A 22,138-nucleotide genomic window follows, 5' to 3' on the forward strand; every position below is an offset into this window, starting at 1 on the left:
CTTATTTAAAATATGCCTGCGGGCTTTAATCGCGCCGCGAATTTACTCACCCCCAACCCCTCTCTCCTGCGGAAAGAGGGGAGTTTTATTTTCCTTTTTAAACCCTCTTTGCGAAGCAGAGAGGGTCGACAAGCGGAGCGATGTCGGGGTGAGTCAACTCACCGAGCGACAATATCTAAAAGACCCCTGCAGCCTTCAACTTCGCCGCGGCTTCTATCATCGTAACACCACTTATTTGCGTGGTAAGGTCGACGGTTGCAGGCGGTGCCGATTTCCAATCCGGACTCACCCTCATATCCGGGCGACTGATCCCTTTTACAAACAGCGTTTGCGCGTTGTATTTTAAAAACTTAACGTAAGCATCTTTATTAGACGGCGTGATATCGGGGCTTTGCGTTAGCAAGGTAAGGTATCGTACTAAAATACCTTTAAACAAACCGCCGTCGCCCTGCCCTTCCGAGCGCAGCAAGCCACCCGGGGAGATATCGGTATCTACGATGGTAGCGCTGGCGTTACGGGTTGCATCGGCCAGGTAGCTTGCATCCTTGGTTACGTTATACAATTCCAAAGCCGCACCTATATAAACACCCTGGTTGTAGGTGAATTCGTTTTTGCTGATCTGCCCGTCGTGGTTCCCGTTGATGCCATCCCAAATGATACCTGTTGCGGGATCTACCAGGGTAGCTTTCATCCAGGTGTACAGTTCTTTAGCCAGCGCCAGGTCTGCTGCGTTATTTTTTAAGCGATACAAGCGACAGGCAAAAATAATGGCGGGCGCGTTTGCCGGGGTGTTCTTATAATCCAGCTGGCTTTTGCGCCAGGCTATACCACCACCCTGATTGGTGTTTACGCCGGTTTTAATATCCGTCCACAAAATATTGGCGGCATCCAGGTAATCGTTATCGTTGGTTAGCTCGTAGGCGCGCAGGCTTGCCAGTGCCAGCCATTCCATATCATCATAATACTCATTCTGATATTTGTTACCGTTGGTAATGCGGGTACCGTTCAGCAAGGATTTCATCCTTTGCTTGTATATCTCGTTCTTGGTGCGCTCGTAAGCGTCGGTAAAAGCATCCAGCGTGTGCGCCTGCGGCCAGTAGTTGTAATTGGTGTTACCACCGTTATCCTGCTTAAAATAGTTGCCGTTGGCCGATATGTAGTTGTTATACGTAGCGGTTTGCAGCGAATCGGCTGTTTCGGCCCAGGTGTAGTTGATAACCACCGCCGCCTTGTTGCCATACAGCGGGAAAGGCTTATCCTTGAGGCACGATGTGAGCATTAACGGCACTATCGCCGTTAGCGCCAGTTTGCCTATATGTTGGGTAATATTTTTCATTTGTTTGATGTTAAGTCCCGGTTTGCCGATGGCCAACCGGGACTGGTGAACACAATACCTTAATTAGTTAACCTTAACCGAATGGGTGTAAGCACCTGATGCACCACTAAAATCCACCTTAATATCTGCTGTTTTGTTATCGGCTGCGCCGGTGAATTTAAAGCTGTAATCGTACTGCGAATTGTTAACAGGCACCATATAAAAATACGATGGTGCTGTACCCGCGTCCGGGCGGTTGTTATCAGAATTGGTACTGCCGTAATATTGGGTGGTAGTTGCACCGGCTGCATCCTTAAACGTAAAACGGAATTTATAACGCTCATCACGCCCCCATGATTCCTGGTGGAACACGATAGAAGCGCCATCAATTTCCCATACGCCCGCTGCTTTGTAAGGCAGGTCGAACCAGATCTTATTATCAGCAGCAAACCATAAGCCTACCGATACTACCTCGGTAGTTTTAAAGGAAGCTACGTTAAAGTCAAGCTCTATCCGCTGTACTTTAGTAGCGCCGGTTACGGTAGTGTTGCCTTCTTCGGTTAGTTTGGTGCCGTCGTATGAGTAGGTCGACGGCGTGCCTGTGTTACGATCTGCAAAGTGGTAGGTGCCGGCTTTTAACGAGGTGAACGCTTCGAATTTACCGGGAGCGGTCAGCTTTAATTTGATGGCCTTAGACAGATCCTCGCCACCTTCTGTAGCTGTACCGGTGAGGTATAGTTCGGTTGGGATATCAGTAAACCCTGCCGGGCGCTGGATCTCTACCGTACGGATCTGGGTTGATTTTTGTACGTTGATGCCCTTTGATGACATCACCGTCCAGATCACTTTGCCCGATTCCTGTGGTTTTACACCTGCGCTGGTAGCAATTTTGTTCAAATCGCTAAAGCTGAGGCTTAACTTGTTGTACAAGCCGTTACCATCAGATGGTGCCGAGTAAAGCGGGTGCGAGAAATCGCCGCCTTCTTTATCAAAAGCAACCTCGTATAAAACCAAGCCGTTATCTTCGGCATGTGCCTGCTCCCACTCAAAGGAAACCGCGCCCGATGCACCCGAAGCTATCTTTACAAATTTGTTGTTCTCTGGCGCGAAAAGCGTGCTTACCGCCGATACGTTTGTGTGGTTTAATGTTTTATCTTTTTTGCAGCCGGGTATTACCATTACCGCCAAAACACAAGCCAAAAGGCTATAGAATATCTTTTTCATGATCTTGATCAATTAAATGTTTTTATAAATAATTAAGAATTACCAACCCGGGTTTTGCGACAAATTTGGGTTAACGTTACGCTCATCGCGCGGAATGGGCCACAGGTAGGCCTTGCTTTTATCAAAACTCCTGAGGTTTGCGCGGATGTAACCGTTATCAACCGATGCAGGGCCAAATTTGGCACCATGGGCCCAGCCGTTCAACACCACTTCGGCCGTTTTCCACCTGCGGATATCAAATACCCTTAAGCCTTCCATCGCCAGTTCGCTGCGGCGCTCGTTGCGTACCACATCCCGCAGCGCTGTTTGCGCGCCGCCGGGGAAGTTTAGCGCGGCCGCATCGGTAAAGCCTGCGCGGTTGCGGATAGGTTTAATGGTTTTATCCCAAACGCCTGCATCCAACTGGCCAAGCTCGTTCTTTGCTTCGGCATACATCAGCAGCACATCGGCGTAACGTATGAGGATGAGGTTTAAACCCGACTGGAAATTGGTAAGCGATGTTGGATCGTAATACTTACGAATGTAATAACCGGTTGGCGAACTAACCGCGCCCGAAGCGTACTCATCGGTACCACGGCCGGTGTTGGCATCCGGGTTAGGATCTGAGCCCGGCTTGGTATAAATGGTTTGGAGTGATCCGTCCGGTTTTTTCCATTTGTACAGGTTATATACAATAGTATTGGTTAAACGCGGGTCGCGGTTTACGTATGGGTTGTTCTCATCGTATCCGCTGCCTGCCTCTGCTGGTTTTTTGCCGTTAGCCATCAGGTAGCTGTCTACCAGTTCCTGCGTTGGGGCAAGGGCGTTAAGCCTTGCGCCTACGGCAAGCGGTGCAAAATCAAAAAAGTTACTGTACGATCGGTTTGGCGCGCCCCCTACGTATTGCAGATCCAGGATCACCTCGTTATTGTACTCGTTCTGCGGAAGGAACAAACCTTCGTAAGAGTTAAACAAGCCGTAAGTACCGTTTGTGGTGTTACCTATCAGCTGCTCGCAGGTGGTTGCCACCTCGGCCCAGCGGCTTTCGTACAGTAATACTCTTGCTTTAAGCGCAATGGCGGCACCTTTTGTGATGCGGCCACGGTCGGCAGCGGCGTAAGCGGTGTTTACCGGCAATGCTGCTGCTGCCTCGTCAAGCTCTTTCAATATAAAATCTACAACCTGTGCTTTTGGAGTGCGGCTGATTGTTTTTGCCTCATCAAGCGTAATATCTTTATCGAACAAAGGCACATCGCCAAACCAGGTTTCCAACTGAAAGTAGTGGAAAGCGCGGATAACCCTTGCTTCGCCCTTCATGCGGTTTTTAAGGTTAGCATCCATCGATGTCACTTTATCCACATTTTCTAAAAAGATGTTACAGGTTTTAATGCCCGAGTAGTGGTTGTTCCACTCATCGCGAACGCGACCCAGCGATGCATCATAAGTGCCTGCGGCAAGCGATGCCACACCACTGGCATCGCCACGGCCATTGTAGGCATTATCAGAAGCGCCCTCGTTGTAAAAAAACCAATCGTTAGGGTAAAATTGCGCGTAGGCTGTATTTAAAAACGTGCTGGCTTTCTCGGTAGTTGTCCAGTAGTTTGCCTCGGTGAACCTGTTGGCTGGTGCGAGGTCGAGTTTTTTACAGGCTGAAAGAAAAACGATCAGCATGATGAAAAACGCGGTCTTATTGTAATTTCTAATCTTTTTCATGATAACAATATTTATAACGTTACATCAATTCCAAACCCGTAATAAATTGGCATAGGGTATGCCCTGCCGCTGTTTGCACCGTTTGCCTGTACGCTGCCGTTAAGCTCGGTGGTTTCGGGGTCGAGGAATTTCATGCCCGAGAAAGTGAGGATGTTTTGGCCGGTGAGGTATGCCCTAACCTTGCGCATCCCAATTTTTTTGGCGATGCCACCCGGTAGCGTGTAACCCAACTGTACGTTCTTTACCCGCAGGTACGAACCATCGAACAGGTACATATCCGAGCCGCGGCGAAAGTTGTTCTCGTTGCTTTGGCTGCCGTTTGCTGCCAGGCGCGGATAGCGTGCATCGGGGTTTTGCGGGGTCCAGTAATCCAGCTGGTGCTGGTATATTACCTGCGAATAGCCAAAATGGAAAGGTTCCACCTGCTCGCCACGCACAAACATGGCACGTTTGCCTACTCCCTGCATAAATACGTTCAAATCGAACCATTTATAATTTACAGCATAGGTAAAACCGAATGTTAAGCGGGGGAAGCCGTTGCCCAAAACAAACTTGTCGTTATCGTCCAGCACGCCATCGCCGTTTACGTCTACGTAGCGGTTATCGCCCGGCACAACATTGAGGCCCGGAAATTTAGGACCGTTATTCACGTCGTCCAAATTTTGGAAATAGCCATCTCTTTTGTACCCTACGTACGACCCGATAGGCAGGCCAACGCGGTTGATGATCTGCATTTCGTCGTAGCTGCGCAGTTGGTCGCCACCTTCCAGGAAGAGCACCTTATTTTTGGAGTCGGCTACGTTAAAGGCAAAGGAGTGGTTGAAATTGCCGGTTTTTACGCGGTAGTTCAGGTTAACTTCCCAACCACGGTTTTGCACTTTACCGGCATTATAATCGGGCAGGCCTGCACCATAAACACCCGGCACACGCGGCGGCAGCAAAATATCCTTGGTTATTTTGTTGAAATAATCTACCGATACCGTTAACGCGTTATTAAAGAAGGTTGCATCGATACCTGCGTTAAAGGTTGCTGCCCGTTCCCAACGGATATCCGGGTTGGCAAACCTGATCTCGGTAGTACCTAACACGGCGTTATTAAAGCCATAATAGGTTCCCGACGAGGCCTGGTAAGTACTTAAGAACTGGTAATCGCCAACGTTTTGGTTACCCAGGATACCGTACGATGCACGGAGTTTGAGATCGCCCACTTTGCGGCGGTAGTTTTCCATAAAGCTTTCTTCGGTAAGCCTGTAACCACCGGAGAAAGACGGGAAGAACGCGTTACGGTTTTGCTTGGCAAAGCGCGAAGATGCATCTACCCTGAAATTGAACTCGCCGTAATATTTGTTGTTGTACGAGTAACTTGCACGGCCAAACAATGAATTCAAGCTGCTTTCGGTAGTGTTGTTATTACTGGTAGACGACGACGGATCGATAATGGTACCCGTGGTTGGGGTGCCCAGCTCCGGGTCGGTGAATTTTAGGTGCAGAAAGTTGCTGGTGTTGTTGGTAGATTCGTTTGCCACACCTACCAGCACATCTACGTTGTGCTTTTGTGCAATTGTTTTGGTGTACTGCGCTATAAACTGCGTGTTGATGAACAGGTTTTTGTTGTCATCATCATCCGTGTTCCTGTCTGCGCCATAGGTGCCTTTTGGCAGGTAGTTCACCTGTATCACACGGCCAAACATGTGGTTGGCCAGCAATGTACCGCCAAATACTCCTTTGAGCTTGAAATCCTTGGTAACGGCAAATTCCGCGTTCAGGTTACCAAATATATTATCGTTATCGCGTTTGCGGTAGCCGCCTTTTTCCAGGATACCCAGCGGGTTAAACTCCTGCAGTACATCGTTGGTAAGGTAGTTACCGTTCTCATCCTGAATTTTGTAGTAGGTTGGAGTACGGCCTGCATCTACAATCAGTGTGCCTGTACTGTATGAATGTTCCTTGATCTCAGTACGGGCGTAAGATAATATGCTGGTTAATTTCAGCTTACCAAACTCGGTGGTTAAATTCATGCGGTAGTTGTAGCGCCTTAAACCGTAGTTAGGGCCAACCAAATTGCTCCGCTGATCGGTTACACCCGCCGACACGAGGTACGATGTAGTAGCTGTACCGCCGCTCAATGCCAGGTTATGGTTCTGTTGCACGGCATTTTTAAGGATGGCATCTAAAAACCATTGGTTATCACCGCTTTCCTGGAAAGCGCGGATCTGCGCTGGACTGTAGATAGGCTGTAAGCCGGCGTTCACCACGGTTTCGTTACGCAAAATGGCGTTTTCGAAACTATGCACCGGGCGGTAACCCACATGCGGCGATTGCACGCCTGCCTGCCCGTTATAAGTTACGGTAGCAGCCGAATTTTTCTTACCTCTTTTGGTAGTTACCAAAATTACTCCGTTGGCAGAGCGCGAACCATAAATGGCTGCCGCACCGGCATCTTTCAATACCGATACGCTTTCAATATCCTGCGGATTAAGCAGGTTGATATCGCCGCCGGTGATCCCATCGATAACAATAAGCGGGCTGTTATTCCCCAGCGTGCTTACCCCACGAATGTTGATGGTTTGATAAGCGCCCGGCTCCGAGCTGGTTTGCTGGATGGTTAAGTTGGGCAATGTACCCTGCAATGCCTGTGCAAGGTTTACCGATGGCTTACCCTCAATAGCTGCAGAAGAAACCTGGTCTACCGCGCCAATAACGTTTACACGCTTTTGGGTACCGTAACCCACAACAATAACCTCATTAAGCGACGTACGCTCGGGCAGTAATTGGGTATTAACGGTGGTTTGCCCATTTAGCGGAACTTCTTTTGCAGTAAAACCAATAAAAGTAAAAACCAGGATACCGTTGGCATCAGGCGCATCTAAAATAAAGTTACCGTTGATATCTGTTACCGTAGCAATTGTGCTGCCTTTTAGCCTTACGCTAACGCCCGGTAACGGCTGGTTGGTTTCATCGGTTACTTTACCGTTTATTTTGGCAAATTGCCTGGTTTGTTTTATAGTAGTGGCAGCGTCTGCTTCGGTACGCTCGCTGATGACGATCACGTCATCAATAATTTTGTACGAGAGGTTAAATGGAGTTAAAACCTCATCAAGTACCTGTTTAATGCTTTTGTTGCTTACATTAACATTTACCCTGAAGCTGGACTTCAGTACGTTATCCGCATAAGCGAATTTTACTTGTTTATCGGCCGAGATCTTTTCCAGCACCTCGGTAAGCTTATCGTTCTTCGACTTAAGCGTTACCGGCTGCTCCAAAAATTTCTGGCCGAAAGAGTCGTTTGCAATGGCAGAAAGGCACATTAAGCAAACAACAAAACAGGCGAGCGAGGTAAATTTCATTAATATAAAAACATAACGAACTACTCCATTTGAAAATAGAGATATATTCATAAATTTGAGAAAATTAAAGTGTTTGAAATTCAAGCGTATCGTTCTGAATTGGACCTCGAAACGGTACACTTAATAATAACCCGGCATTTTAATCAACCCTGATCAAATCCCTTTGAGCAGGGTTTTTTTATTTTTTTATGTCATTGTTGTCTTCATCGTTTTAAGTTTAGTTGATCATTGGTTATTTCTTTTGTTATTGGTTCAATTTTTAGCAGCCCTTGCCTCTAAAGTGGTACACCTGCCCCTCCTGCACAACTTTGCCCTTCACCAGTTTAGAGATGATGACCATGATGTTCTGCAGCGATACATTGGTGAAATTGGCCGAGATATTGCATTTGGCCAGGTTATCATCAGCCTTAATTTTGATATTGTAGCGGTGCTGCAGCGCGTTTAAAACCTCCTGCAGGGCCATGTTCTTAAACACCAGCCCGCCGTCTTTCCAGTCGGTTAGCACGGCAACATCCACACCGGTTGTTTTAAGCGCGGTATTATCTTTTTTATTAATGAAAACCTCTTCGGCCGGGGTCAGGAAAACGGTTTGGGCGGCTTTGGCCGGGATAGCGGCCGGGATAACGCCTACCTTACCGGTAACTACATCCACCTTTACAAAAGCATCTTCGGGGTAAGCCTTTACATTAAAGCTGGTACCCAGCACCTGTGTACGGATAGCTCCGGTATGTACAATGAACGACTTTTTAGCATCGTGCGCCACTTCTAAAAATGCTTCACCCTCCAGGGTGATCTCGCGCAGGTTGCCTCTGAACTTATCGGGATAGGTAAGCTTACTGCCGCCATTGAGCCAAACTTTCGTACCATCTGCCAGGGTGTAATTTACTACCTGGCCATTGGCAGCGGTAAGCTGCTTGTTTTTAACCGGGTCGAGGTAATTGATGATATTGTTATTAAACTGGTAGATGAGCGCCGATAAACTGGCAATTGCAATTATTGACGCGGCCACCATCCACTTTTTGGATGTACGGCGCTGTATCGCCGGCTCATCAATTGCCGCGATGATACGGCTGTACACTTTATCCTTCTCAAACGCCACACCATGATCCGCTGCCTTTTGTTCGTCAAGGTTAAGCCCGTCAAAGTATTTTTCTACAAGTTTTTCCTGCAGCGAGCTATCGCCGGCCTGGTTACGTTTTTTCAAGAATGTAAACTTTATTGGTGGTTTATATATGTAGGATGCAAACGGAAAGGCTACCCCCTAAAAGAAATGAAAATATTTTTTTGGAGGGTAGAAATAGTGAAGCTGATGCTGCAGTTTAGGGTAAGAAGATATCATGTTTGCCACCTGCTTTTAAGGTACTGCTCGTTTTTTGTTAACTTCGTTTTATTATAATTACATCTGCCTGATACTTCTTACCTCTACATGCAAATTATCACCCACAACAAAAACGACATCCAAATAGCTGAATTAGTTTCGGATGCCATTTTGATACAAACGCCTGAAGATGGTGCGCAACTCATAGCCGACCTTTACTACCAGGGCTTTGACCTGCTCATCATACATGCTTACCAATTAGCCCCGTCTTTTTTTGAACTAAAAACAGGACTGGCAGGTGAAGTTTTGCAGAAATGCTCCAACTGGCGTATTCGGTTTGCTATTATCGGGGATTTTAGTCAACTGCCCGGCAAAAGCATACATGATTTCATCTTCGAAAGCAATAAAGGCAAACTGGTCAATTTTTTAAGTTCCGTAGCTGAAGTGATTAAAAGAGCCTGACCAACTGGGACAGATAGACGCTTCGCTGCTCATTTATTACGGAGTTCTTCCGCCAGACCGATCAGCAACCCTTCGGTTCCGCGGATATAGCAGAGCTTATACGAATTTTCATATTGGACCACTTCGCCAACGAGCTGAGCGCCATGTTTGATGAGCCTGGCCACCAGTTCGTCGATATCTTCAACAGTGAACATAGCGCGTAAATAACCCAAAGCGTTCACAGGAGCAGTGCGGTGATCTGAGATAACAGGCGGAGTTAGAAATCGCGAAAGCTCAAGCCGGCTATGGCCATCAGGGGTAACCATCATAGCGATCTCTACTTGCTGAGAACCCAGTCCCGTAACCCGGCCGGCCCACTCTCCTTCTATTGTAGCCCGCCCTTCGAGTTTCAAACCTATCTCGGTGAAAAAAGATATCGCATCATCGAGGGATTCTACAACGATGCCGATATTGTCCATGCGTAGTAATTTGTTTTTTGCCATCGGTTTATCTGTTTATATCAAAAGTCATCATTTCTATTCAAAATTTCACTCAAAGTGTATGCCTAAGCAGTATCAGTAGCTGATGAAAAAGTAGCAAACATGCTCATCAATCCAAAACAACACCGCCGCCATTGCCCCAACAGCATTTAATTAAGAAATCCCTGTAAGTCTGTGGGGGGGGGCTTCTTTAAGTAAGTATAGCTGAATGAACTTTTGGCTTAAAACGCCCCTTTTTTTGCCGCGATTGCCCTCGCTGTAATCGTCGCAATATTTTATTTTTGATATTATCAAACACAACACGCCAGGTAGATCAAAATTAAAACCAAGCAAATGAGAAAAGTAATCTACGCCACCAACATCACCATAGATGGCTGCTGCGACCACACCAAAGGAATTGCCGATGATGAACTACATGAGTATTTTACGGAACTGCTGCGGGGTATGGGCCTGCTGGCCTACGGGCGTAAAACTTATGAATTGATGGTCCCTTTTTGGCCCGAGGTTGCAAAAACCCAATCAATGAACAAAGCAAGTAATGAGTTTGCCAAAGTATTCGATTCGATAGAAAAGCTTGTTTTCTCGCAAACACTGGAGAGCGCCGACGACAAAAACACTACCATCAGCCGGGCAAAGCCGGAGGAAGAAATATTGAAGTTAAAGCAGGGCGAAGGCAAGCCTATTTCGCTTGGTGGCGTGGCTCTTTCTTCGCATCTGATAGCGCTTGGTTTGGTTGATGAGTACCATTTTGTTGTTCAGCCTTTTATTGCGGGAGAAGGTACACGGTTGTTAAAAGGAATTAACCTGCCGGAGACATTAGGTTTAAAATTGGTGGAATCGAAGATCTTTAAATCGGGATGTATTGCGCTTCATTACGTAAAAAAGTAGGAAAATGATGCTACAAAATAAAAATGCGGTGATCTATGGAGCCGGGGGCTCACTGGGCGGTGCGATCGCTAAAGCTTTTGCTGCTGCGGGTGCCAGGGTGTTTTTAACCGGGCACAACCTTACATCTGTACAAAAAGTAGCGGATGAGATAACTGCCCTGGGTGGCCTTGCCGAGGTAGCACAAGTTGAAGCATTTGACGAAAGCGCCATCAACAGCCATTTGGATGCTGTAATAGAGAAAGCGGGCTCCATTGATATATCATTTAACCTGGCGGGTATCAACGTTAAGCAGGGAGTACCCCTTGTTAGCCTTACCATGGATGAATTTGTGCTGCCGGTAACCCAAACCCTGCAAACCCGTTTCCTTACTGCCAAGGCGGCGGGGAATGCCATGATAAAACAGCGTTCGGGCGTTATTTTATCGCTTACGGCTACGCCGGGCGGTATTGGTTACCCTTTCACAGGAGGCTTTGCGGCCGCATGCTGCGCGTTGGAAAGTTTTTCGGGCAACCTGGCGGCGGAGCTTGGCGTGTATGGTGTGCGGGTGGTTAACATCCGCTCGGGTGGCTCACCGGATTCAAGGGTATTTAAAGAGGCTATCGAAAGCATCCCCGAGGTAATGGGCGGCGCGTTAAGCCAAATGGAAAACGACACCATGCTAAAGCAGCTGCCTTTAATGGCTGATATTGCTAATACCGCTGTTTTCCTGGCATCAGATATGGCGGGCAAAATCACCGGCTGTACAGTGGATGTAACCAGCGGAACTACCGCAGGGTTGAACTATAGGGCACCACGGCAATAAGTAAGTAATTATTTCATCTTATGTACCACCAGCAGTGCTACTATCGATGGGAGGTAATCGGTTAGCCCCGTACGCAGGTAGCGCAGGGCGATGGTCATTTGGTTTTCTACCGTTTTTATGGAGATGCCCAGGCGGGTGGCTATCTCCTTGTTGCTAAGGTATTCTTTACGACTGAGGGTGAAGATCTGGCGGCATTTTTCGGGCAGCTGGGCAACATTATCTTCTAATACCCGGCTAATATCGTGCTGCAGCAGCTGGCTGTCGGCGCTGTATTTTTCGGCAAGCACCTCTATGGCCGATACATCCAGCGTGGCCCTTTGCGTGCGGATGTACATCAGCACGCGGTTTTTAATGGCCACTTTAAGGTACCACTCCAGCGAGGCGATGTTAAGGTCGTTCCGTTTTGTCCACAGATCTATAAACAACTCCTGCACCAGGTCTTCGCACACCTCTTTGTCCCTGAACAAATTGTAAGCGGCGTAGTAAAGCTTTGGCGAATATTTATTGTACAGTATTTCAAATGCCTTGCGGTCATCCAGCCTTAGCAACTCTAATAATTTTGCATCGGGCCACATTTGATATTCCTGTTGTGGGAGCATAAATGGACGAAAAAACGGTTGATGAATTGGTACAGCATAATTACAAGTTTATTTTGAGAAAGGAAAATTTTTGTAATCATATCCAGGGAGATCGCTTTTAATACAGAACCACTAACAGTACGGATTTTGGTGATAATTCAGGTGTTTTTTTTGCTTGTTCGCGTTCGACATGTGGCGCGAACAGCCCGAACAAGCCCGAACACGCGTGATTTAAAACAAATCATTACTGTATAAGCCTGTAAAAAACCTAAAGCGATTTCCCTGTAATCATTGCCTCCCGGGCACCGCGCGCTACTTCCGCGGGCGCCTTGGCCTCAGGCCGGCGGGCTGGCTCTCGGCAGGTTTGGCATAGCCGGTTGATATAGGCCTCCGGGTAAAGGATGAGGGCGCGGGCTTCTTTTTAACATCTTCTTCCCGCACAATATTTACTGTTAGGGTACGGTCGCCAATATCGGTACCATCAAGTTGAATGGCCGCGTTTTCGGCTTCGTCCATGGTTTCAACCTCTAAAAATGCATAGCCTTTGCACACGCGCGTTTTTTTATCGCGAACAATCTTAATGGTAACCACGCTGCAATGCGGGTCGAAGATCTGAACCAATTCCAATTCGGTTATGTCAAGTGAGAAACCGCCAACGAACAATTTTACCATTTTTAGAGCGCGTATACTAAGTAAGTGAAAGAAAATAATACGCCGGGTAGGGCGCTATATTGTATTAACAGGGGGTTTATGGCAGCAAATTTACTATTAGTATTTGCATTATCCTCAATATCAGCACCTGTTTGATCGAAAATATTTGCATCCGGCCTCAAAAATAATTCTTCGAATATCAATTCCACAAAAAAACGCCCCGGATCTCATCCCGGGGCGCTACCAATTAAGCATTACACATTACAAATCAAACCAACCAAACCGTCGATCGTATCTCTAATATCATTGTGTTAGCACCATGTATCTATATGGTGTAAGGTATATTTTTTCGGTAAGGGTAACCGCTGTCCCGCTGAAAGCATCCTTCCATCCGGTTTTACTAACGGTTGCGGGCAGATTGTACGTTACGTTATTACCACGCAGGTTATCAATCACCAGCACTTTCTCCTTATCGGTAGCTTTTGTAAACGCGGCCACATCATCGCTGCTCATTACCGTCAGGTCGCCGTTCTTTAAGGCATCGCTGTTTTTCCTGAAGTTTAGTATTCCTTTGTACAACAGGGCCAGGTCGGGGTTTGCGGTCCAATCAACCGGGTTATGGTAAAAGAAGTTCATATCGCGGGTGGTACCAACCTCCTGGCCGGTATACACCATGGGTACGCCTTTCATATAGGCGGTAACCACAAACGCAGCCACCGAGCCGGCTTTGCCACCGTAAACATTTACCGGGCTGCCATCGGTAGTATACACATCATGATTGGTGGTGTAACGTACCACCTGCGAGCCAGGGTACGAGGTTGCATATTCGCTGGTATTAAGATCCTGCAGCATGGTTACCGATGCGCCTGTACCAAACACTTTACTTTCCAGCGTAGAGTAATAACCCATCCCGTAAACCAGGTTGAAGCCTGCTTTAAAGTGATCGTTACGGGTACCTTCTGCCAGCATCAGCAGCTTGTGACTGGTGATTGTTTTAAGCGCATCATTCGCATCCTTCCAAAAATCGAAGGGCACAAAATCCGCGGCATCACAACGGAAACCATCAATATTGGCGGTATAAACCCAATATTTCATGGCATCGATCATGGCGGCGCGCATTTCCCTATTGCTGTAATCTAACTGTGCAACGTCTGTCCAACCGGTGCCGGGAGGCGCGATGATATTGCCTTTATCGTCCTGTTTGTACCAGTTTTTGTGGGCAGTGATCCAGGCATTATCCCAGCTGGTGTGGTTGGCTACCCAATCCAATATTACCGTCATGCCACGCTCGTGGGCGCCGGCAACCAGGGCCTGCAGATCAGCAAGGGTGCCAAATTCGGTGTTCACTCCCTTATAATCTTTTACAGAATATGGCGAGCCCAGGCCACCTGCAGATTTTAGAACACCTACGGGGGTAACCGGCATCAGGTAAACTACAGTGGTGCCCAGGTCTTTTATTGCATCCAGCCGTGCGGTTACGCCTTTAAAGCTTGCATCGGTACTAAAGGAGCGCAGGTTAACCTGGTAAATAATGGCATCCTGCGAATTAAGCACGCCGGTATAAGGCGTGCCAACCTGTGGGTAGGATGCATCGGGTACAATTGCCGGGGCAGTGAACTCGTTCTTTTTGCAAAAGCTGAAGAAAACGATCACCAGCAGCAATAACCCGCTTTTTATCTTTTGATTGATTGTATATCTCATCATTTTGATCAATTAGGGGCAGCCCTTTCGGGCAGCCCCGTTTGTTAATTTTTCTTTAGCGTGTACTTATAGTTGGTTGGGTCGTGCAGATCCAGCGTGATGGTGTAGTTACCGTTTGATGGTACCGTAATGTTATCTAACGAACCATCGTAGCCAAACACCGGGCTATCTGCGTAAGCTAACTTACCTTCTTTGGTCACCCCGAAATCGATCACCCATTCGTTGTTCGCCCGGAATTTGAACGAACCGGTGGAGATCATATCGCAGGTAACCGACCATACCTGCTTTACAGGATCATAAGTGAGTTGCGTATCGCCGCCCCAACCTCCAGGAGTTGCATCACCTATTATAGACCAGGCATTTGTGGGTACTGCCGACCATTTTTTTGTATTGAGGTTGATAGAAACCTGTATATAACCCGGTCCTGGCGAAACCAAACCGCCTGCCGCGCCATCTTCGGTAATGGAACCGCCGCCTGCATCGCCATAATTAATATGATCCCAGTCCGGCGAGCTGGTGAATTTAAAGTAGTAGTTATCTGCCGTTGGCATGTACACGTATGCCTCGTAAATTTTTGGCTTTAAAGCCGCTGCAACCGGTGCACTACCCGGCGACCACCCCTGGTAATTACCCGGTATGTACAATACCGGTATGGTAGGCGCTGGCGCATAAGGTGTGATAGCTAAAGTAACCGGCTTGCTAAAAGCGTACTGATCCTGGTAAGCGCGTACCCTGAAAACAAGCGTACCTGCAGCGCCTGTTGCCAGCCCTTTAGAAATGGCCAGCGCGTTAAGGTCCTTACCTTTGTAAGATTTGCTAAGGGCATCTTTACCGATGGTTAAATTGGTAGCGTTGCCCCATGCCGCGGTGCCTACGGTATCGGCAGGCACATCTATCTGTAAAGTATAAGTAACAGATGCCTTAACGGGGTAGGTAACCGCCGGCCAGGAGAACGTAACTACCGATGTGGTATCGTTGGCCTTGTTAAGTGCTACCGCGTTTGTTGATGCTGTAAGAGTAGAAGGGAACGCCACCGTTGCCAGCTTTGTTAGCGTCTTATCTTTTGTACAGGCGTAAACCAGGCAGCCAACAAGTAATAATGAGAGGTATAAAAACTTTTTCATAATTGATATAATGGGTTAATAACCTGGATTTTGTTTTAATGTAGGGTTGGCGTTAAGCGCTGCGGTAGGTATAGCAAATACCAACCGCGTAGCAGGCGCAGGCGGAACAAAGCCATGCGGCAGCAGGTATTTACCAAACCTGATCATATCCTGCCTGCGGTGGCCCTCCATGTTCAGCTCAAAACCTCTTTCGTCGTAGATATTATCCAGCGTAGGTGCGGCTATATCCGCTAACCCGGCCCTTTGCCTAACCTGGTTAAGGAATGGCGCGGCCGCGCTTGCGTTACCTAAACGAACATTACATTCTGCCTGTATTAACAATACATCGGCATACCGGTAAATTGGGAAATCGTTAGAAGCGCCGCTTGCATCGGGTTTTACCGGGAAGAATTTAACATCCCTGATACCTTCATCGGGTGCTGCCCCGGGGCTGATCAACGAAGACACATCGCGGGTGTAAGTAACCCCGCCGGCCTGGGCGCCAACCAAAAATTGTTTTTTACGGATATCCTTATCATCAAACTTATCATAATACTCAGACGGGATAACGGTACCGTTCCAGCCTGCAAAGCCTATAAGCGCTACGCCATTGGGGCTGTTAAGGCTCCTGATGCCGTAAATGTTGCCGCTCACCACATTCTGGGTAATAAATTCGGCCAGGATTGTTTCATCGTTAGGGCATACATCGCCAAACAACTCGTAATACTGGTAACCCAGCGGGCTGCCTGCGTTTGCCGCGCCAGAGTGTAAAGAGTAACCGCCTGCAGCAACTTTGTTTGCAGCTGCCAAAGCCTCTGCCCAATGTGGTGTGCCTGTGTAAACCCCTGCATTTAAGTAAACTTTGGCCAGTACCATGTATCCGGCCCATTTGTTAAAACGGCCATAGTAAGCCCCTCCCCTTGTTTCTGATAACAGGTCGACATTGGCTTTTAGTTCCGAAACGATAAAATCATAAATTACCGCTCTTTTTTCCTGCGGGATTTTAGATACATCAATGTTGTTATCGGTGTAGAAAGGCACATCACCAAAGTCATCTATAGCTAAATAATACAGCCAGGCGCGCATTACTTTTGCTTCGGCTATCTTCGAAGGATCGGCTTTGGCTGCCGTTAACTGCGTAATTGCCAGGTTGGCGCTGTAGATGGATGAGTAGATCCAGTTCCAGGTATTGTTGATGATACCTAAAGTTGGTAGTTCGGTACGGGTGTAAAGCTGGGCAAAATCCAATTGCCAGTCGCCGGTGTTACGGTGAGGGATCACCTGCTCATCAGAGGCGAAGCTATTCAGATCGTACCAGCAGTTATCGCGCCCAGCATAGTTGCTTCCCCAGGTCCCGGTGATCTTTCCGTAAACTGTGGCCAGCGCATTATCTGCACCGGCGGGGGTACTGTAAAACGCGTCGCCGGCGTACTTATCGTACACGTTCTCGTTAACCTTGGTACAGCTCTGTGCTGCAAGGCCAACTATTAAAATACTTGTTAAAAATTTCTTCATCATTTTAATTATTTTAAAACAACATTTAAACCGATGGAAAAAGTGCGGGTGCGCGGGTAGGTGCCATAATCACCGCTGGCCAAACCACCGCCATTTACTTCCGGATCGATACCGCTGTATTTTGTAATTACGGCCAGGTTTTGCCCGGTTAAGGATATGCGTAAAGAGCTGATATATTTAACCTTTGGCACATTGATACGGTAACCGAATGAAAGATTTTGGAAGCGCAAGTAAGAGCCGTCTTCCAGCCACAGGTCAGAACCATAGCCCGAGGAAGCGATGCCCAGCGGCAAGGCGCTTTGCAGCAGGTTAGATTTGCCCAGATTTTCTTCCAGGCTTAAGGTTTGGCGTATGCCGTTATAAACCTTGTTGCCGCCCGAACCGCGCCAAACCATTGATGCATCAAAGTTTTTGTAAGTAAAGGTTGGTGTAAAAGCATAAGTATACTTTGGCAGGGATTGCCCCGCTTCTACCCTGTCTTTACTCTGATCGCCCTGGTCTATAATACCATTGCCATCCTGGTCAACAACAGTTTCTGCATTGTTGGCATCTTTACCCAAATGGTGCAGGATAAGGAAGGTACCAATAGGTTTGCCTTTAATAAGATAAGCGTTAGATCCCAAGCCAACATAATTGGTAGGTACATCAAGCCCTTGTATGTTACCGCCAAGGCTTAGCACCTTACTTTGCATTAAAGAACCGTTACCGGCAAGGGTTAATGTTGTGTTTTCGGTTTTAATTACGGTATAGGCCAATGAAAGCTCCAGCCCGCGTGCCTGTAAACTACCTATGTTTGCCAGGATGTTATTTACAAAGAAAGAGCCTGTTACCGGTACGGTGTAACGAAACAGCAGGTTGTCGGTATTAGCCGTGTAAGCATCTATACTCCCTGTTAATCTATCGTTAAAGAAACCAAAATCTAACCCGGCGTTAGCCTGTTTTTTTGTTTCCCACCTTAAGTTAGGGTTAGCATTTTGCGTATAAAAATAGTTGGGAATCAACTGACCGCCAAAATATACCGTAGGCGTTTGGCTGTTCAGCCCAACCAGTGCTATGGAATTTTGCGGGGTGATACCTTGCTGGTTACCGGTAATACCGTAACCAACACGCAATTTAAGACTGCTAAAGGTTTTCTGGTTTTTCATGAAACCTTCCTGATCTACCCGCCATGCAAGCGAAGCCGATGGGAAGTTACCCCATTTATGGTTTTCGCCAAACACGGTTGAACCATCGCGCCTGAAGCTGGCGGTAAGCAGGTAACGGTTATTGTAAGAGTAGTTAACCCTGCCCAGGAACGATACCAGCCTGCGGTCGTTTTTATAAGAGGCCACATCGCCCGATAAGGCGTTGGCTAAGGTGCCAAGCTGTAAAGCGTTGTAAGTAGCTATATCGTTGGCAAAACCCCTTGCGGCGGAATAGCTGCCGTTATAGGTTTGCGCCTGCCACTCATACACGGCTGTAGCATCAAAATGATTTGCGCCAAAATCCTTTTTATAGGTTAAACTGATATCCATCAGCTTCTCATCCACGTGGTCGTTATTGATGTGCGCCTGGCCATTATAGTTCATGGCGCTGGTGATGGTAGAGGCTGCAGGTGCATAATATCCGTTGTTAGAATCTGCTTTTCTCCAGCTGCCAAACCATCCGGCAGACAGCCCCTTGTAAAGCTCCAGGTCGGCCCTTAAACTGCCGAAGAGGTTATTAATGCTGTTGTTATTTTGTACGGTTGTGGCAACAGCGTAAGGGTTTGTATACTGAAAAACGTTAGGGTCTCTATAAAAGCTGCCATCGGCGTTTAAAACCGGGTCGGTTGGCCTCGATATATAAGTTTGGCTGATGAGGTTAGAGGTAAAGGCGGCGTTACCAACACCGGTAGGGCTGTAGGTATATTCGTTAATACCGCTGTTTACATTCATGGTAAGCGTAAGCTTATCGTCGAGCGCTTTTTGTGTCGCTACAATTCGGCCTATGTATTTTTTATAGCTCGAGTTGATAACGATACCCGTTTGGTTAATAGCGGTCAGGGATGCACGGTAGTTAAAATCGTTGGTGCCTCCGCCAAATGCAAGCGTATGGTTTTGTGTTACGCCGTTACGGGTAAGCAGGTTAAACCAGTCGGTATTAGAACCGTGGTTGGCCGAAACGTCAACGTTTTGTGCCGCAGCCTGGGCTGTCCATTGGTCGGCTGTTAAAAGTTTCAGCTTGTTGGCAATAACATCAAGCGATGTATTCTCGCTGTATTCCACGCTTGTTTTGCCGGCCGTGCCTTTTTTGGTTGTAACAATAATAACGCCGGGGGCTCCGCGGGAACCGTATATGGCGGTTGCTGATGCATCCTTCAATACATCAATAGAGGCAATTTCGCTTGGTGGTACCTGGTTCAACAGGTCCATATTACCCTGTATACCGTCAACAACAACCAGTGGATCGTTGCCACCCTGTAAGGAAGTAATACCACGGATACGGATAGTTGGGGGTACACCCGGCTCGCTGCCTACCTGCGTAATGTTTACACCTGCGGCCTTACCATCCAGTTGCTGCAAGGGGTTGGTAACAGCCCCCGGGTTGAGGTCTTTAGCACCAACGGTTGATACAGCACCGGTAAGATCTTTTTTCCTCACGGTGCCGTAACCAACAACTACCACCTCGGTGAGGGCGCGGGCATTAGGGATTAAGTTGAATTTTGCAGGCTGATCTGCCAGCACAATTTTCTCCAGCGCGTCGAAACCCAAAAAGTTAACCGTAATGGTTAACGTTTGCAGGCTGCTGTTTGCAATAGAGAAACCACCATCCTTATTTGTTGTAAGGGATTGGCCGGTTTCTTTCGCCGTAACGGTGGCACCGGGTAATGGCAAATTACGTTCATCTACAACGGTACCGCTGAAGCGTGCTTTCTGGGCAAACGTTGTTAAAGTGCAGATAAGGAATAGCACAGACAGGCCGTACTTAAATAAGTAAACTTTGTTCATAGAAATTGGTTTTTAAATTGGTTTGATAAACCTTCCTGATTGGGTCAGTGCGGCTTATTCAAATATAGATGGGCACAATAGCGGAAAGCAACGGTTTAAAAAGTCGATATTAAAAAAAGTAAAAAATATTTCGGTATAAATAATTAACAATCAAATACTTATAAAATTTCTAAATGGGTATTTATATAGATAATTGCCGGGATGACATCGACAAAACCGCCTGTTTTTATCCTTACTGCCGCCGAAAAACAGGGTATTTTATTAGCTTTCGGGTGCCCAAACCACCATTAAATGGGTGGTTTGACGGTAGTTTTAATTGCAAAGCCGCCATTTCCGAACCGTTTGGGCAGATCAAAATCTTTTTGGCGATTTTTCGGCCATTTTTGTGCCGTTCACCGCTTTTTTCGTCGCCGGAGGCTATGCCGTTTCAAAAATCGTTCATATTAATTTTTCATTCACAAATACACAAATCACTATAGTTCAATAAGTTGAATTTATATTTTACCGATAAATTTCTATATCGGCCTTCCCCGGCCTTGATTTTTGCCGGGCCGAACGGTTCATTTGTACCGCGCTATCCAATCGTAACCAATTATTACCAGGTTTAAACCAAAACACTTTATGCAGCTACCCTGCCGGAGGCCTAAAAACGTTTATGAAAAGAAACTTACTTATACTATTCTGCCTCGTGGCATTGCTTTGCATTCAAAACCCAGCCTTGTTTGCGCAGACAAACCTGGCGACACCCGCACAATATGGCAAGCCATTTAAAAATGTGCCCGACAGGCGTGATGTATCCATCTACCAGGTAAACATGCGCACCTTCGGCAAAAACGGCGATTTTAAGGGCGTTACCGAACGTTTAGATTCGATAAAAGCCCTTGGTGTAAACGTAATTTACCTGATGCCTATTTATCCCGTCGGGATTTTGAAAGCAGTTAACTCGCCTTATTGCATCCGGGATTATACCGCCATCAACAAAGAATTTGGAACCTTAGATGATCTGCGCCAGTTGGTGGACGGCGCGCACAGCCGCAATTTGGCGGTGATATTGGATTGGGTAGCTAACCATACCGCGTACGATCACGTGTGGACCAAGAACAAAAGCTGGTACCTGCAGGATAGTACCGGCAATATCATCAGCCCGCCAAATATGGGCTGGCGAGATGTCGCGCAGCTGAACTTTAAGAACCCAGATATGCGCCGTGCCATGATGAGCGCTATGAAGTATTGGATATTGGCTGCCAATGTGGATGGTTTCCGCTGCGATTACTCGGACGGGCCACCCTTTGATTTCTGGAAACAGGCGCTTGATACCTTAAAAAACATACCTAACCATACGCTATTGCTGCTATCGGAAGGCGGCCGAAAGGATCATTACAAAGCGGGCTTCGATTATAACTTCGGGTTCAATTTTTTCGGGAATTTAAAAGCTGTATTTGAACGAAACCGATCTGTATTATCTATCGATAGCCTCAATACCGCCGATTATAAAGATACCGAAGAAGGGCAGCAAATGGTGCGTTACACTACCAACCACGATGTTAACGGATCGGACGGGACACCGCTGGAGCTGTTTGGCGGTAAAAAAGGTTCGATGGCGGCATTTGTAGTAATTGCCTGCATGAAAAGTGTGCCCATGATATACAACGGGCAGGAAGTTGGTACGCCTTATCGCCTGCTGTTCCCCTTCACCGCAAAAAAGATAGATTGGACCCTAAACCCTGATGTAACCGCCGAGTATAAAAAGATAATAGGATTTAGAAACAGTAGCAAAGCCATCCGCCGGGGCAAGCTCACATCTTATAGCAGCGCCGATGTTTGTGCGTTTACTAAAGAAAATGGAAAAGAGAAAGTATTTGTATTGAGCAATCTGCGTAATAAGACGGTTAGCTATACCATCCCCGCAGATTTGCTTAAAAGCAAATGGAAAAACGCTTTTACGGAAATAAAAATGACAATTAACGCCAATATCACGTTGGAGCCCTACAGTTACTTGATATTGAAGAATTAACACCTTGTCATTCCGAGGGAAGCGCAGCGACGAGGAATCTTGTTGGACCAGCAGAGCGGATTTGCATATCGGGCCTTGCA

Annotated in this window: 16 protein-coding genes; 4 read left to right on the forward strand and 12 right to left on the reverse strand. The window is 47.1% G+C overall.

The window, feature by feature from the left end:
* Window positions 1-175: 175 nt before the first annotated feature.
* The 5 genes from IDJ77_RS19845 to IDJ77_RS19865 form a co-directional block, all read right to left on the reverse strand.
* The gene (locus tag IDJ77_RS19845; RefSeq protein WP_191190732.1) at window positions 176-1,336 is read right to left on the reverse strand and encodes a glycoside hydrolase family 76 protein; all 1,161 of its coding nucleotides are present in this window, start codon (window positions 1,334-1,336) and stop codon (window positions 176-178) included.
* A gap of 63 nt (window positions 1,337-1,399) precedes the next feature.
* Window positions 1,400-2,539: a SusE domain-containing protein gene (locus IDJ77_RS19850; protein WP_191190733.1), complete on the reverse strand. Its 1,140-nt coding sequence runs from the start codon at window positions 2,537-2,539 to the stop codon at window positions 1,400-1,402.
* A 39-nt stretch (window positions 2,540-2,578) separates the two neighbouring features.
* On the reverse strand, window positions 2,579-4,231 hold the full coding sequence (locus IDJ77_RS19855) for a RagB/SusD family nutrient uptake outer membrane protein (RefSeq protein WP_191190734.1): 1,653 nt from the start codon (window positions 4,229-4,231) through the stop codon (window positions 2,579-2,581).
* Between the two features lie 11 nt (window positions 4,232-4,242).
* On the reverse strand, window positions 4,243-7,578 hold the full coding sequence (locus tag IDJ77_RS19860; RefSeq protein ID WP_191190735.1) for a TonB-dependent receptor: 3,336 nt from the start codon (window positions 7,576-7,578) through the stop codon (window positions 4,243-4,245).
* 259 nt (window positions 7,579-7,837) lie between these two features.
* Complete coding sequence (locus IDJ77_RS19865; RefSeq protein WP_191190736.1) at window positions 7,838-8,782, reverse strand: FecR family protein; 945 nt, start codon at window positions 8,780-8,782, stop codon at window positions 7,838-7,840.
* A gap of 222 nt (window positions 8,783-9,004) precedes the next feature.
* On the opposite strand from IDJ77_RS19865, the gene IDJ77_RS19870 reads away from it, so the two are divergent.
* Window positions 9,005-9,358: a DUF4180 domain-containing protein gene (locus IDJ77_RS19870; RefSeq protein ID WP_191190737.1), complete on the forward strand. Its 354-nt coding sequence runs from the start codon at window positions 9,005-9,007 to the stop codon at window positions 9,356-9,358.
* Window positions 9,359-9,387: 29 nt separating this feature from the next.
* On the opposite strand, the gene IDJ77_RS19875 is transcribed toward IDJ77_RS19870, so the two are convergent.
* Window positions 9,388-9,840 carry a VOC family protein gene (locus IDJ77_RS19875; RefSeq protein WP_191190738.1) on the reverse strand — a complete coding sequence of 151 codons (453 nt, stop codon included), beginning with the start codon at window positions 9,838-9,840 and terminating at the stop codon, window positions 9,388-9,390.
* Between the two features lie 330 nt (window positions 9,841-10,170).
* On the opposite strand from IDJ77_RS19875, the gene IDJ77_RS19880 reads away from it, so the two are divergent.
* Both IDJ77_RS19880 and IDJ77_RS19885 read left to right on the forward strand, forming a co-directional pair.
* Window positions 10,171-10,725: a dihydrofolate reductase family protein gene (locus IDJ77_RS19880; protein ID WP_191190739.1), complete on the forward strand. Its 555-nt coding sequence runs from the start codon at window positions 10,171-10,173 to the stop codon at window positions 10,723-10,725.
* A 4-nt stretch (window positions 10,726-10,729) separates the two neighbouring features.
* Entirely contained in the window at window positions 10,730-11,527 is a 798-nt protein-coding gene (locus tag IDJ77_RS19885; protein WP_191190740.1) for an SDR family NAD(P)-dependent oxidoreductase, read from the forward strand.
* Window positions 11,528-11,535: 8 nt separating this feature from the next.
* Here the strand turns inward: IDJ77_RS19885 and IDJ77_RS19890 are convergent, their stop codons facing one another.
* From IDJ77_RS19890 to IDJ77_RS19915, 6 genes are all read right to left on the reverse strand, one after another.
* Entirely contained in the window at window positions 11,536-12,126 is a 591-nt protein-coding gene (locus IDJ77_RS19890) for an RNA polymerase sigma-70 factor (RefSeq protein WP_191190741.1), read from the reverse strand.
* Window positions 12,127-12,417: 291 nt separating this feature from the next.
* Entirely contained in the window at window positions 12,418-12,777 is a 360-nt protein-coding gene (locus tag IDJ77_RS19895) for an RNA recognition motif domain-containing protein (RefSeq protein WP_191190742.1), read from the reverse strand.
* Window positions 12,778-13,059: 282 nt separating this feature from the next.
* Window positions 13,060-14,460 (reverse strand): alpha-amylase family glycosyl hydrolase, encoded by a 1,401-nt coding sequence (locus IDJ77_RS19900; protein ID WP_191190743.1) that lies wholly within the window; start codon window positions 14,458-14,460, stop codon window positions 13,060-13,062.
* A gap of 41 nt (window positions 14,461-14,501) precedes the next feature.
* Window positions 14,502-15,581 carry a SusE domain-containing protein gene (locus IDJ77_RS19905; RefSeq protein WP_191190744.1) on the reverse strand — a complete coding sequence of 360 codons (1,080 nt, stop codon included), beginning with the start codon at window positions 15,579-15,581 and terminating at the stop codon, window positions 14,502-14,504.
* A gap of 15 nt (window positions 15,582-15,596) precedes the next feature.
* Window positions 15,597-17,078: a RagB/SusD family nutrient uptake outer membrane protein gene (locus tag IDJ77_RS19910; protein WP_191190745.1), complete on the reverse strand. Its 1,482-nt coding sequence runs from the start codon at window positions 17,076-17,078 to the stop codon at window positions 15,597-15,599.
* Between the two features lie 5 nt (window positions 17,079-17,083).
* The gene (locus IDJ77_RS19915) at window positions 17,084-20,044 is read right to left on the reverse strand and encodes a SusC/RagA family TonB-linked outer membrane protein (RefSeq protein WP_191190746.1); all 2,961 of its coding nucleotides are present in this window, start codon (window positions 20,042-20,044) and stop codon (window positions 17,084-17,086) included.
* 655 nt (window positions 20,045-20,699) lie between these two features.
* On the opposite strand from IDJ77_RS19915, the gene IDJ77_RS19920 reads away from it, so the two are divergent.
* Entirely contained in the window at window positions 20,700-22,058 is a 1,359-nt protein-coding gene (locus tag IDJ77_RS19920; protein ID WP_191190747.1) for an alpha-amylase family glycosyl hydrolase, read from the forward strand.
* Window positions 22,059-22,138 lie beyond the last annotated feature (80 nt).

The organism is Mucilaginibacter pankratovii (assembly GCF_014773265.1).
Lineage (GTDB): Bacteria > Bacteroidota > Bacteroidia > Sphingobacteriales > Sphingobacteriaceae > Mucilaginibacter > Mucilaginibacter pankratovii.

Coding starts and splice junctions, on each gene's coding strand:
- IDJ77_RS19845 (WP_191190732.1), bottom strand. CDS start 1,336: ATGAAAAATATTACCCAACATATAGGCAAACTGGCGCTAACGGCGATA.
- IDJ77_RS19850 (WP_191190733.1), bottom strand. CDS start 2,539: ATGAAAAAGATATTCTATAGCCTTTTGGCTTGTGTTTTGGCGGTAATG.
- IDJ77_RS19855 (WP_191190734.1), bottom strand. CDS start 4,231: ATGAAAAAGATTAGAAATTACAATAAGACCGCGTTTTTCATCATGCTG.
- IDJ77_RS19860 (WP_191190735.1), bottom strand. CDS start 7,578: ATGAAATTTACCTCGCTCGCCTGTTTTGTTGTTTGCTTAATGTGCCTT.
- IDJ77_RS19870 (WP_191190737.1), top strand. CDS start 9,005: ATGCAAATTATCACCCACAACAAAAACGACATCCAAATAGCTGAATTA.
- IDJ77_RS19875 (WP_191190738.1), bottom strand. CDS start 9,840: ATGGCAAAAAACAAATTACTACGCATGGACAATATCGGCATCGTTGTA.
- IDJ77_RS19880 (WP_191190739.1), top strand. CDS start 10,171: ATGAGAAAAGTAATCTACGCCACCAACATCACCATAGATGGCTGCTGC.
- IDJ77_RS19885 (WP_191190740.1), top strand. CDS start 10,730: ATGATGCTACAAAATAAAAATGCGGTGATCTATGGAGCCGGGGGCTCA.
- IDJ77_RS19890 (WP_191190741.1), bottom strand. CDS start 12,126: ATGCTCCCACAACAGGAATATCAAATGTGGCCCGATGCAAAATTATTA.
- IDJ77_RS19895 (WP_191190742.1), bottom strand. CDS start 12,777: ATGGTAAAATTGTTCGTTGGCGGTTTCTCACTTGACATAACCGAATTG.
- IDJ77_RS19900 (WP_191190743.1), bottom strand. CDS start 14,460: ATGATGAGATATACAATCAATCAAAAGATAAAAAGCGGGTTATTGCTG.
- IDJ77_RS19905 (WP_191190744.1), bottom strand. CDS start 15,581: ATGAAAAAGTTTTTATACCTCTCATTATTACTTGTTGGCTGCCTGGTT.
- IDJ77_RS19910 (WP_191190745.1), bottom strand. CDS start 17,078: ATGATGAAGAAATTTTTAACAAGTATTTTAATAGTTGGCCTTGCAGCA.
- IDJ77_RS19915 (WP_191190746.1), bottom strand. CDS start 20,044: ATGAACAAAGTTTACTTATTTAAGTACGGCCTGTCTGTGCTATTCCTT.
- IDJ77_RS19920 (WP_191190747.1), top strand. CDS start 20,700: ATGAAAAGAAACTTACTTATACTATTCTGCCTCGTGGCATTGCTTTGC.